This window comes from Pseudomonas sp. CBS, assembly GCF_024734645.1.
Classification (GTDB): Bacteria; Pseudomonadota; Gammaproteobacteria; order Pseudomonadales; family Pseudomonadaceae; genus Aquipseudomonas.
Genome location: NZ_CP102929.1, coordinates 4192139 through 4204964, shown reverse-complemented (window position 1 = coordinate 4204964; position 12826 = coordinate 4192139). Strand labels below are relative to the sequence as shown.

General features: G+C 64.7%; 8 protein-coding genes. All 8 read left to right on the top strand.

What is annotated here, in order from left to right; all coding sequences use genetic code 11:
* Positions 1–2 precede the first annotated feature (2 nt).
* The 8 genes from NVB75_RS19365 to NVB75_RS19330 are packed head-to-tail and all read left to right on the top strand — an operon-like array spanning position 3 to position 12766.
* The gene (locus tag NVB75_RS19365) at positions 3–1292 is read left to right on the top strand and encodes a DotU family type VI secretion system protein (RefSeq protein WP_063033833.1); all 1290 of its coding nucleotides are present in this window, start codon (positions 3–5) and stop codon (positions 1290–1292) included.
* Positions 1289–4789 (top strand): type VI secretion system membrane subunit TssM, encoded by a 3501-nt coding sequence (gene tssM, locus NVB75_RS19360; protein WP_258342843.1) that lies wholly within the window; start codon positions 1289–1291, stop codon positions 4787–4789. Before NVB75_RS19365 ends, tssM begins: the two co-directional genes overlap by 4 nt.
* On the top strand, positions 4786–5439 hold the full coding sequence (tagF, locus tag NVB75_RS19355; protein WP_258342842.1) for a type VI secretion system-associated protein TagF: 654 nt from the start codon (positions 4786–4788) through the stop codon (positions 5437–5439). The genes tssM and tagF overlap by 4 nt, the downstream gene beginning before the upstream one ends.
* Positions 5440–6159, top strand: a complete 720-nt coding sequence (locus NVB75_RS19350) for a PP2C family serine/threonine-protein phosphatase (protein ID WP_258342841.1) — start codon at positions 5440–5442, stop codon at positions 6157–6159.
* Positions 6156–9173, top strand: a complete 3018-nt coding sequence (locus tag NVB75_RS19345) for a serine/threonine-protein kinase (protein ID WP_258342840.1) — start codon at positions 6156–6158, stop codon at positions 9171–9173. Before NVB75_RS19350 ends, NVB75_RS19345 begins: the two co-directional genes overlap by 4 nt.
* Positions 9173–9877 (top strand): ABC transporter ATP-binding protein, encoded by a 705-nt coding sequence (locus tag NVB75_RS19340; RefSeq protein ID WP_258342839.1) that lies wholly within the window; start codon positions 9173–9175, stop codon positions 9875–9877. Before NVB75_RS19345 ends, NVB75_RS19340 begins: the two co-directional genes overlap by 1 nt.
* Positions 9877–11061 carry an ABC transporter permease gene (locus NVB75_RS19335; RefSeq protein WP_258342838.1) on the top strand — a complete coding sequence of 395 codons (1185 nt, stop codon included), beginning with the start codon at positions 9877–9879 and terminating at the stop codon, positions 11059–11061. The genes NVB75_RS19340 and NVB75_RS19335 overlap by 1 nt, the downstream gene beginning before the upstream one ends.
* Positions 11054–12766 carry an SUMF1/EgtB/PvdO family nonheme iron enzyme gene (locus NVB75_RS19330; protein ID WP_063033839.1) on the top strand — a complete coding sequence of 571 codons (1713 nt, stop codon included), beginning with the start codon at positions 11054–11056 and terminating at the stop codon, positions 12764–12766. The genes NVB75_RS19335 and NVB75_RS19330 overlap by 8 nt, the downstream gene beginning before the upstream one ends.
* Positions 12767–12826 lie beyond the last annotated feature (60 nt).

Sequence of the window (12826 nt, the reverse complement as noted above, 5' to 3'; positions counted from 1 at the left end):
CGATGCATCCCAATGATGATGACCGCACCCAGTTCATGCCGCGCCCGGGTGGCCGCGCACCGGAGCCGGTTCGCGCAGAGCCGGCGCCGCTGTCGATGCCCGCTGCGCCGATCCTGACCGGCAAGGCCCAGGGCCTGAACCCGCTGGAAAGCGCCGCCGGCCCGTTGCTGTCGCTGCTGACGCGCTTGCGCAACACGATTTCGCACCCGGCGCCGTCGAGCCTGCGCGCACAATTGCTGGCCTACCTGCGCCAGTTTGAAGAGCGTGCCGAGGCTGCCGGCGTGGCCCGCAATGACGTGCTGCTGGCGCGTTACGCGCTGTGCACCGCCCTCGATGAAGCCGTGCTGAGTACGCCGTGGGGCAGTGCCAGTGACTGGGGCAAGCAGAGCCTGCTGATCACCGTGCACAACGAAGCCTGGGGCGGCGAAAAGGTCTTCCAATTGCTGGATCACTGCCTGCAAAGCCCGCGGGAGCGCCTGTACCTGCTGGAACTGCTGTACCTGTGCCTGTGCCTGGGTTTCGAAGGTCGCTACCGCGTGATGAACGACGGCCGCAGCCAGCTGGAAGCCTTGCGCGAGCGTACCGCGGCGGCAATTCGCAGTGCCCGTGGCGAGCATGAGCGCGAGCTGTCGCCCCACTGGCGCGGCGTAACCGTGGCCCGTGATCGCCTGGCGCAGTTCATGCCGCCGTGGATCGCCGTGGCCATCGGCGTGGCATTGTTGCTGGCGTTGCTGTTCGGGTTGCGGATGAAACTGGCGTCGGATGCCGAGCCGGTGTTCAAGAATATTCATGCCCTGGGCGAGATCCCGGTGCAGGCCATCGACCGTCCGGTAGCGCAGCCGAAAATCATCGAGCGGCCACGCCTGGCAGGCTTCCTGGTGGAAGACATCAAGGCCGGTCGCGTGGCGGTGGAAGATGCTGTCGACCGCTCCGTGGTGACCATCCGTGGCGATGAACTGTTCGCCTCGGCCAGCTCCAGCATCGTCGATGACTTCCAGCCACTGATGCTGCGCATTGCCGACGCCATCCGCAAGGTCAAGGGCCAGGTGCGGGTCACCGGCCACAGCGATAACCGTCCGATTGCGACCCTGCGGTTCCCGTCCAACTGGGCGCTGTCCGAGGCGCGGGCCAAGTCGGTGCTGGAGATTCTCGCGGCCAAGACCGGCCAGGCGGAACGCTTCAGTGCCGAGGGCCGTAGCGACACCGAGCCCGTGGCGACCAACGCCACTGCTGAAGGCCGTGCGCGCAATCGCCGGGTAGAAATCACCGTATTGGCGGAGGGGGTCGAGTGAAGGCGTTTTTCAGTTTTGTGATTCGCTGGGTGATCCCGTTGCTGGGCCTGATCGCCTTGAGCCTGATCATCTGGTTCGTGGGGCCGCTGCTCGATGTGCTGGTGCCGGAAGGACGCCGCTGGGCGCTGATCATCCTGGTGTTCGCGGTGTGGATTGCCTACCGCGTGTTCCGGATTATCCAGGCCCGCCGCCAGGCCGCCGAAGTGATGCGCAGCCTCGCCGCAGAAACCCCGCCAGACCCGGCCAGCGTTGCCACCGCCGAAGAGCTGGCGACCCTGCGCCAGCGCATGGACGAAGCCCTGGCCCTGTTGAAAAAGGCCAAGCTGGGCGGTGACGAGCGCCGCAACCTGTATGAGCTGCCGTGGTACGTGATCATCGGCCCGCCGGGTTCGGGCAAGACCACCGCGCTGGTCAATTCCGGGCTGCACTTTCCCTTGGCCGCGCAGTTGGGTGCCGGTGCTGTACGGGGCGTGGGCGGTACGCGCAATTGCGATTGGTGGTTTACCGACCAGGCCGTATTGCTCGACACCGCCGGCCGCTACACCACCCAGGACAGCAACTCCACGGTGGATAAAGCCGCTTGGCTGGGCTTTCTCGACCTGTTGAAAAAGCAGCGTTCCCGGCGCCCGATTGATGGTGCGTTTATCGCCATCAGCCTCTCGGACCTGCTGCTGGGCAGCGACGCCGAGCGTGCCGCCCATGCTGCCGCGATCCGCCTGCGCATCCAGGAGCTGTACACCCAACTGGGCGTGCGCTTCCCGATCTACCTGATGCTCACCAAGCTCGACCTGGTACCGGGCTTCATGGAGTTCTTCGACAACCTGAGCAAGGAAGAGCGCGCCCAGGTGTGGGGCATGACCTTCGCCCTGGACGACGGCAAGAACAGCGACAGCCCGCTGGCCCATCTGCAAAGCGAATTCGCCGGTCTGGAGCAGCGCCTCAACGAGCGCCTGGTGGAACGCCTGCAACAGGAACGCGACCCGGCGCGGCGCGACCTGATCTACGGCTTCCCGCAGCAGTTCGGCGCGTTGAAGGATTGCCTGCAAGGCTTCCTTGAAGGCGTGTTCAAACCCAACGCCTTTGAAGAGCGGGTCTTGCTGCGCGGGGTGTACTTCACCAGCGGCACCCAGGAAGGCAGCCCGATTGACCGCTTGATCGGCGCCATGGCCCAGAGCATGAACCTGGACCGCCAGCACCTGGCGCGTCAGACCGGCACCGGGCGCAGCTATTTCATCGAAAAGCTGTTCACCGCCGTGGCGTTTGCCGAGCGTGGCCTGGTGGGCGTCAACCCGAAGGTCGAGCGCCGTCGCAAGTGGATTGCCCGTGGCGTGTTGGCCGCAACCGTGGCGTTGGTGCTGGTGGTCAGTACGCTGTGGTGGGTGAGTTATCGCGCCAACCAGGCCTACATCGCCCAGGTTGACCAGAAGGTCGCACCGCTGGGCCAGACCGTGCAGAACCTGAGCCCGGCGCAACGCGAAGTACTGGCGGTGCTGCCGTTGCTCAATGCGGTGAAGAACCTGGCGGGGGACTCGCCAAGCTGGTCCGAAGGCTTGGGCCTGTATCAGGGCGACATGCTCGAAGCCGAATCCGCCAGCGTCTACCGCAAGCTGTTGATCGCCGTGTTCGCGCCCCGTTTGGTGACGCGCATCGAAGAGCAACTGCACGGCGGCGGCAATTCCGACTTCCTCTATGAAGGCTTGAAGGCCTACCTGATGCTCGCTGACAGTGAGCATTACGACCCGGACTTCATCAAGGCCTGGATCGCCCTGGACTGGGACCGCAACCTGCCGCGCGACCTGCCGGCGGACCAACGCCAGGCTCTGATCGGGCACTTGCAGGCCTTGTTCGAGCGGCATCCGCCCAGCGCCCGGCTGGACCCGCGCTTGATTGACGATCTGCGCCGGCAACTGCAGCAACTGCCGGTGGCCCAGCGCGTCTACGACCGCATCAAGCGCCAGAAACTGCCGGAAGGCGTGCCGGACTTTCGCATCAACGAAGCGGCGGGCCGCGATGCCGCGCTGGTGTTCAGTCGCAAAAGTGGCAAGCCGTTGGGTGAGCCGTTGAGCGGCTTCTTCACCGCCAAGGGTTATCGCCAGGGCTTCCTGCTGACCAGCCTGAACCAGACCGGCACCCTCGCTGAAGAGCAATGGGTGCTGGGCCGCGAGCCGGCCGATCAACAGAACGTGGTCAGCCTCGCGGCGGACGTGCGTCGCCTGTACTTCCAGGACTATCAACGCCAGTGGGACGCCTTGCTGGCTGACATCGACTTTGTGCCGATCACCAGCGTGGCCCAGGCGGCCGACGTTTTGCGGGTGATTTCCGGGCCGACCTCGCCGCTGAAGAAGCTGCTGGTGGCAGTCTCCAAGGAGACCGACCTGCAGGCGGAAGAACGCCTGCTGGCCGCCAAGGGCGCGCCGGTGGAAGGTGGCGTGGACAAGCTCAAGGAACGCCTCGGCAGCCTGCTTGGCCAGGACCAGCCAACTGCGAATGCACCAGCGGCCAGTGAAGATCCGGTGACGGCGCACTTCGCCGAACTCAACAGCATCGTCAGCAAGAACGAAGGCGAACCGGCGGCCATTGATAGCCTGCTGGCGGACATGAATGCGTTGTATGTGCAGGTCAGCGCCATGGTCGGCGCCAGCGGCGATGCGTTGCTCGGCGAAGCGAAAAACCAGGCGGCGGCTGCGGCCACGCGGGTCAGCCTGAATGCCGAACGCCAGCCGCCGCTGGTGCAGGGCATGGTCAAGTCGGTGGTCAACTCCACCACCAACAGCATGATGGGCGGGGTGCGTAACCAGTTGAATGCGGCGTGGGTCAGTGAAGTGGTGAACGTGTATCGCCAGTCCCTGGCCGGGCGTTATCCGATGTCGCCTGGCAGTGCGCGGGACGCGACCCTGGATGATTTCGGGCAGTTCTTTGGGGTGGGCGGGGTGATGGACAACTACTTCCGCAAGTACCTGCAACCTTACGTCGACACCTCCACGCAAACCTGGCGCTGGCAGCCGGGCGCGGCGCAGAAACTCGGCATCGCGCCGGGTGTGCTGCAAACGTTCCAGCGCGCGGCGACCATTCGTGACGCGTTTTTCCGCGCCGGTGGCACCCAGCCGATCGTGCGCTTTGAGCTCAAGCCGGTGGCGATGGACGCGACCATCACCCAGTTCCTGTTGGACCTGGACGGCCAACAACTGAGCTACGACCACGGCCCGAGCCGCCCGGTTGCGATGCAGTGGCCGAATCCCGGCAGCATTGGCGTGGTGCGCATTTCCATCATGCCGCCGTCGGCCAGCGGGCGCTCCGGCGTGACGCTGGATGGCCCGTGGGCGTGGTTCCGGTTGCTGGAACAATCAGACCTGACCGCCGGTAATTCGCCGGACCGTTTCAACCTGCGCCTGCGGGTCGACGGCGCGAGCATCTCCTACGAGTTGCGGGCCAACAGCGCCTTCAACCCGTTCAAGAGCCGCGTGCTTAACGGCTTCAGCCTGCCGGAGCGGCTATGACCACGTTGGGTTTCTACGGCAAGTTGGCCAGCCGCGGCGACTTTGTCAGCCGCGCGCTGCCCCAGAGCTTTATCGGCCCTTGGGACAGCTGGCTGGCGTCCGGATTACTCGCCAGCCAGACCCGTCTCGGGGCTGACTGGTTGAACGCTTACCTGGTCAGCCCGCTGTGGCGTTTCGTGCTGGCACCGGGTGTGTGCGGGCCGGACGCGGCGGTGGGCGTGGTGATGCCGAGCATCGACCGGGTGGGGCGCTATTTCCCGCTGACGGTGGCTGCGCTGTTGGATCACGACAGCGATCCGGCCTCCATCATCGGCGGCCCGGACGCCTGGTTTGAGCAGGTGGAAGAGCTGCTGCTGAGCACGCTGGATGCCGGTGCCACCTTCGAAGGTTTCAGCGACGGCATCGAATCCCTCGGCGCTCCGGCCTGCCAACCACGCACCTTGGGTAGCCGATTTGCCGGCCTGCAACGCGTCGCTGCCACAGACCCGCAAGCGCGGATGACTGCGCTTGCCGAACAGGCCTGCGAAGGCGCGAGCCTGTGGTGGGGGCGGGGTTCGCAACAGATTTCCCCCGGTTTATTGCGGTGTCAGGGCCTGCCTGCCGCCGACGATTTTGCGCAATTTTTGCTTGGCCAAGAAGGTGTTGTGTAGATGCGGTCCACGTTCAAATCCGCCAGCAAAAGCCATGTCGGCATGGTTCGCCAAGTCAATGAAGACGCCTGCCTCGACCTGCCGGAAAACGGCCTGTGGGTGGTGGCCGACGGTATGGGCGGGCATGCGGCCGGGGACTACGTCAGCAGCCTGATCGTCGACAGCCTGCGCAGTATTCCCGTCGGCCGTTCCCTTGAGGAATACACGGCGGCGTTGCGCAGCGACCTGTTGCGGGTCAACGGCGCGGTGCGCGAAGAAACCGCCCACCGTGGCGTGAGCATGATGGGCAGCACCGTGGTGTTGCTTGCCACCCGAGGCTTGCGCGGTGTGTGCTTGTGGGCCGGCGACAGCCGCCTGTACCGCCTGCGGGACGGCGTGCTGGAAGGCATCTCCCGCGACCACAGCTACGTGCAGGACTTGCAGGACAGCGGCCTGCTCAGTGAAGCCGATGCCCGGGTGCATCCACGGGCGAATATCGTCACCCGTGCGATTGGCGTGGAAGCACAGTTGGCGTTGTCGTCGGTCGACCTGTTGATCGCCCCCGGCGACAGTTACCTGCTGTGCAGCGACGGCCTGAACAGGACCGTCGAAGACCACGAGATTCGCGAAGTGTTGAGCCATGCCGAGCCCGACGAAATCGTCCGCAGCCTGGTGCACCTGGGGCTCAATCGCGGCGCGCCGGACAACATCACCGCCATCGTTGTGAAGGTGTCGACATGAACATCGTCATTCCCGGCTACGACATCGAAGGCGAAATTGGCGTTGGCGCCATGGCCAGCGTGTACCTGGCGACCCAGCGGTCACTGGAGCGCAAGGTGGCGCTGAAGATCATGGCGGCAGCGCTGGCGGCCGACCCGAGCTTCTGCGAACGCTTCCTGCGCGAAGGCAAGACTTTGGCGCGCCTGTCCCACCCGCATACCGTGACCATCCATGACATCGGCAATGTCGGTGAGCTGTATTACATGGCCATGGAATACCTGCCCAATGGCACGCTCAAGGAGCGCATCGCCGCCGGCCTGACGCCGGAGCAGGGGCTGACGTATATCCGCCAGATCGCGTCGGCGCTGGGTTATGCCCACGCCCAGGGCCTGGTCCACCGTGACGTGAAGCCGGCGAACATTCTGTTCCGCGCGGATGGCACGGCGGTGTTGTCGGACTTTGGTATCGCCAAGTCCCTGGATGACCGCACGCAGTTCACCCAGGCCGGATTTGCCGTCGGCACGCCGAGCTACATGAGCCCGGAGCAGGCCCGGGGCCAGGAGATTGATGGTCGCGCCGACCTGTATGCGTTGGGCGTGGTGCTCTACGAAATCCTTGTGGGCAAGCTGCCTTACAACGGCACCGATGCGCTTTCCACCGCGCTGGCGCACCTGACTGAACCGCTGCCGGAGTTGCCGGTGCACCATGGGCGTTATCAGGAGGTGCTGCGCAAGCTGCTGGCCAAAGACCCGGCGGAACGCTTCCCGGATGCGGCGGCGTTGTTGCGGGCGTTGGATCAGTTGCCGAAGGAAGAGCAGGTCGAGGCGACGTTGATTCGGCCTCTGCCGATTCCGGTGGCGGTCTCGAATGACCTGGCCGGACTCACGCCGGTCTCCATCGAAATCCCGACCGATAAGCCGCAGCCGCAACCGGTGCGTCAACCGGTGGTGACGCCGACGCAACACTCCGCCGTGTCCGAACAGAACCGTGGGCCGGTGCTGGCGTTGGCAGCGGTTGCCGTGGCGGTGGCGCTGGCGATTGGGGGCGCGAGCTACTGGTGGTTGAAAGATGATGCGCCCGCCGCGCCGCCGGTTGTCGAGGCGGCCAAGACCGCCAAACCGACTGCCACGCCGCCTGCCGCGCAACCGGTGGCGGCGCAGGCCGACGGCGGCCAACGCCCGTTGCTGATGGCTGGCAAGAAAACCCTGTTCCAGCGGGTACTGAGCAAGCCCGGCGCGAAATTGTCGAGTGACGCGGGCGGTACGGCAGGCGAAGGTTTGCCGGCGTTTTCCGTGCTCTACGTCTACCAGCGCAAGGACGTCGACGGCAGCCCGTGGCTGCGTGTTGGCGCCGCCACCGACGGGCGTAGCGACGGCTGGTTGCCGGCCACCCAAGTCAGCGACTGGAAGCAGAGCCTGGTGCTCAAGTTCACTGAACGTTCGGGCCGGGCGCCGGTGATGTTCCTGCGCCAATCCGCAGAAGTGGAAAAGTTGTTGGCTGATCCGGCGGCGGCGAAAAACCTGCTGCTCAAGGTGCAGAAAAACAGCGAGGACAATCAGCAAGTGCTGGCCCTGGAACCCAGCGCCAGCGCCGTTCCGCAGAACCAGTTCTACCTGTTGCCGATCTTCGACTCCAAAGAGAGCTTCGACGAAAACGGCCAGCCGGTGCAGTTGCTCAACGTTGCCTCCATCGACCCGGGCAACACGCCTAATGTCATCGCCAAGGCTGTCGGCCGAACGCCGGTGACCGATGCCAACGCCGACGCCTTTCGCACCGCCGTGGTGCTGGTGGTCGACACCACGGTGTCGATGCAGCCCTACATCGACCAGGTTCGCGACGTGGTCCACGAGCTGCAAACCCGCATCGCCGAGCGTGGCGAGCTGGACAGTGTGAGCTTTGGGCTGGTGGGTTTTCGCAACAGCATCAAGAAAACCCCGGGCCTGGAATACGTGGCCAAGACCCTGATCACCCTCGACCAGGGCCGCGACCCGCAACGCTTCCTCGACATGGCGCGCCAGGTGAAGGCGTCCACGGTGTCCAGCCACTCGTTCAACGAAGACGCGTTCGCCGGTGTGATGCAGGCGGTGGAGGGCATGGACTGGTCCGGCTACGGCGGACGCTTGATCCTGCTGGTGACTGACGCCGGTGCGTTGCGCAAGAACGACCCGTTCGCCACCACCCAGATGAACGAAGCCGAAGTACGTCAGGCTGCATTGGGCAAGCAGATCAAGATCTACGCTTTGCACCTGCGTACCGACGCCGGCAAGAAAACCCACAGCGGCGCCGAAACCCAGTACCGCACCCTCACCGCCGACGCCAACCCGCAGATCGGCGACCTGTACACGCCGGTGCCCGGTGGCGATGTGCGCAAGTTCGGTGAACGGGTCGACGAGATCGGTACGGTGTTCGCCAACCTGGTGCATCAGGTGCGCAGCAACACGCCGCAGCCGGTGCCGCTGCTCAGCACCGCGCCGACCCTGGCGGACAAATCCGCCGCCGTTGGTTATGCGATGCACATGGATTTCCTCGGCCGCAAAACCGCGAGCCAGGCGCCGCAACTGGTGAGTGCCTGGACCGCCGACCGCGACCTGACCAACACCGCGCTACCGGCCTTTCAGGTGTGCGTGATGCTGACCAAATTGCAGCTCAACGATTTGCAGCAGTCCTTGAAACTGATCGTCGACGCTGCGCGTAAAACCCAGACCTCACCGAAGGATTTCTTCCAGGAAATCGCCAGCGCCTCGGCCTATATGAGCCGCGATCCACAGGCCTTGAAGAAAGGCGGCAACCTGGCGGACGGCGGCATCCTGGGCGAGTACCTGGAAGGCCTGCCGTACCGCAGCAAGTCGCTGAACATGACCCAGGACTTGTGGCTGTCGTTGAGCGTGGCCGAGCAGGAAGACTTTATCGACGAGCTGGATTCGAAGATCCGCCTCTACGAAACCTTCCACAATGACGTGGCGAATTGGGTCCGTTTCGGCGATGCCGAGCCGGGTGATGCGTTGTACCGCGTGCCGTTGTCGACGCTGCCGTAATGCTGAACTTGAGCGCAGTGCATAAGAGCCGGGGCGTTGGTGCCCAGCGCTACAGCCTGGTGATACCGGGCCTGCAACTGCGTGCGGGTGAACAGTTGGCGGTGGTCGGGCCGAGTGGCTGTGGCAAGAGCACCTTGTTGGATTTGCTCGCGCTGGTATTGGCGCCGGATCAGGTCGGGCAGTTCGAGTTCAACCGCGTCGACATCGCCGGGCTCTGGCGCGGCGATCAGCAAAGTGCGCTGGCGAACCTGCGCAGTCGGCACCTGGGTTATGTACTGCAAACCGGCGGCCTGCTGGGTTTTCTCGATGTGCGCGGCAACATTGCATTGTCGCGGCAACTCCTGGGGTTGAGGGACGATGGCAGCGTGGCGCGGTTGGCCGAGCAGCTGGAAATCACTGATCAACTGGATAAGAAGCCGGCGGCGTTGTCCGTCGGCCAGCGTCAGCGGGTCAGCTGTGCCCGAGCCCTGGCCCACGGTCCGCAGCTGTTGCTGGCGGATGAGCCCACCGCTGCGCTTGACCCGTTGAACGCCGAGCGGGTGATGCAGGCGCTGTTGGCCCAGGCCCGGAATAACGGCGCGTGCTGCGTGATCGCGACCCATGATGAACCTCTGGCTCGGGCCAGTGGCTTGCAGGTGCGGCGCATCAGTTGCCGTCGCGACACCGACGGCGGCGTCACCGCGACCCTCGGGGAGGCCTGCTGATGCGTATCGCCCTGGTGGCTTCCCTGGCCTGGCAGGATTACCGCAACGATGCGTGGCTGTCGGTGTGTTCGGTGCTCGCGCTGGTGGCGGTGATCGCCCCGCTGCTGGTGTTATTTGGCTTGAAATATGGACTGGTCAGCAGTTTGACCGAACGTTTGGAAAACGACCCGGCCACCCGGGAAATTATTCCGTTGGGCGGTGGTCGATTCAGCAGTGAATTTGTCGAGCAACTGCGCCAGCGCAATGACGTGGCGTTTGCCTTGCCGCGCACCCGGCAGATTGCAGCGACGGCGCAGTTGGGCGCCGTGACGGTGGAGATGCTGCCGACCGCCGACAACGATCCATTGCTGGCCGGCATGCCGATGCCCAAGGGCCTGGATCAAATCGTGCTGAGCCACACCGCTGCCGAGAAGCTCGGGGCGAAGGCCGGGGATTGGCTGGAGGCCAGTTTTGGTCGCCAAGTGGCGGGGCGGGTCGAGTCGCAGCGCACTCGGGTTCAAGTGCTGCACGTATTGCCGCTGGAAGCCTTCGCCCGGGATGGACTGTTTGCGCCCTTGGGCTTGCTGGAAGCGGCGGAAGATTATCGCGATGGCCGCGCGGTGCCGGCGTTTGGCTGGGACGGCGATGCGGTGGGCGTCAGCGAGCAGCGGGTATACCCGGCGTTCCGCTTGTATGCGCGGCGCCTGATGGATGTGGAACCGCTGCGGGTGTATTTCGCCGGGCAGAATCTGCTGGTTTCGACCCAGGCACAGACCATCGCCCAGGTGCAGTCGTTGAGCCGCAACCTGTCGATCGTGTTCTGGATCATCGCCGGGCTGGCGTTGGCGGGCGCGTTTGCCGCGATCTTTGCCGGTGCGCTGGCATCGGTTGCACGCAAGCGCCGGGAGCTGTCGGTGTTGCGGCTGTTGGGGTTTTCCACCGCCGGGCTGTTGCTGTTCGTGGTGTTGCAGGCGCTCTACAGCGCGGGGTTTGCCGCTGTATTGAGTGGCGTGTTGTATGGCCTGGCGCAGTCAGGTCTGAATCAATTATTCGTGCAGGTGCCAGGCGAGTACGCCAGTCATCTGCTGGCGCATCATTACGGCCTGGCCTTGGCCGCTGTCCTTGGCGTCAGCGCCGTGGCGGCGGCCTGTGGCGGTTGGCGTGTGGCGCGTATCCAGGCTTCTGAAGGAATCAGAGATGTATAAGTTACTGGGCGCCGCCGTGGCGCTGACCCTGTCCTGCGTGGCCTGGGCCGATGAGGCCAGCGACAAGCTGGACAACCCCAAGCCGTTGCCGGATGACGTCAGCCTGCCGCTGCCCTGCGAAGGCAACATGGTGTTCCGCTACGCCTACGTGCTGGCCCAGGGCACCCTGGATGACCGCGAGATCAGCCTCGGCTACCCGTTCAGCGAGGGCGAGGCGGGCTACCAGCAGTCGTTTATTTCCGGTTATCGCCGGGACTTTATCAACGGCCAGTTCACCCTCAAGGACCTGCCCAAGGACTGGAACAAGGTCATCGCGCCGCTGATGCCCAAGACCGACGCCAAGACCCCGCTCAAGCCGATGCTGTACTTCATCGGCAAGTACGAAGTCACCGCACGGCAATACGCGCAGGTCATGTCCCAGGCGCAGTCCCTGGCCAGTGGCGAGCCGGCCCCGGCGTGCGACGTACCCACCGGCATGGCGGCGCGCCTGCCCAAGGTCAAGCTGTCGCGCTTTGAGGCGGAACGCTTCTCGGCGGTGTACAGCGCGTGGTTGATGAAATACCACCGCGAGCTGTTGCCGGTGAGTGGTCGCGGGGCTTCGGCAGATGACGGCGGCCTGGGCTTTGTGCGCCTGCCTACCGAAGTGGAGTGGGAGTTTGCCGCACGCGGTGGCCAAGCGGTCAGCCGTCAGGACCTGGAAGGCCGGCTGTTCCCACGGCGCACCGAGGGCAGCGAAAGCGACGGCCCCCTCGCCGATTATGCGGTGTTCAACCAGGTCGCCGGTGGCACCGGCCAAGCGGCGCGGTTGATGCCTATCGGCACCAAATTGCCCAACCCGATCGGCATGTTCGATGTGATCGGCAACGCGGCGGAAATGGTCCAGGAATCCTTTCAACTGGTGCACGCCGGGCGTCGTCAGGGCACCTATGGCGGGTTCGTGGTCAAGGGAGGCAACTACCTGGAAGGCGAGGGCACGCTGTTCACCGGCATGCGCCGCGAGTACCCGTTGTTCGCCGCTGACGGCACCGAACAAAGCAACGAGACCACCGGCTTTCGCGTGGCGATTGGCGCCTTGTCGGCACCGCGTTCGCGCTACAAGGAGCTGTTCGCCCAGTGGCAGAAAGAAGGCCGCCTGGCTTCGCTGACCGACGCCATCGATGACGCCCAGGACCCGACCAAGCGCCTGGACAGCATCATCGCCGCCAGCGTCGACCCGCGCCTGCAAGCCGAGCTTGGGCTGGTCAACGAAGAGCTCAAGCGCAACGTTTCGCTGATCGCCCAGCAGCGCGAAGAAGCGGCCGGCAACCTGATTCAGTCTGCGGCCCTGGTGGCCGAGACCATCAACAACTACAACATCCGCCTGATCAATTTGCAGAAGAGCCGTCAGCAGGCCATCGACGCCAAGGACGAAGCCAGCGCGCAACTGTTCGCCACGGCCATCACCAATGGGCGCAGCGCGCTGGACGGCGCGGTGGCGATCTATATCGACAACCTGGCCACCGGCACGCGCTACACCGATGCGGTGATCCAGGCGCAGTTTCAACGGATCAAGGAAGAGTTGGATCGCAAGCCGGTACTGGGCAAGAGCCTGGTGACGCGTGCGACGTTATTCGTTCGCCATGTGGGCAACTACCGCAAGCAACAGCGGGCCGACCCGGCGACGATTTTGAAGGAATTGCTCGCAGCGAGCGGTCAGCGGTCTTGACCGTTGGTTGTATGGCGAGCTTGGAAAGGACTCAGGCGGCGGTGGGCCGTGCTGGGCAAG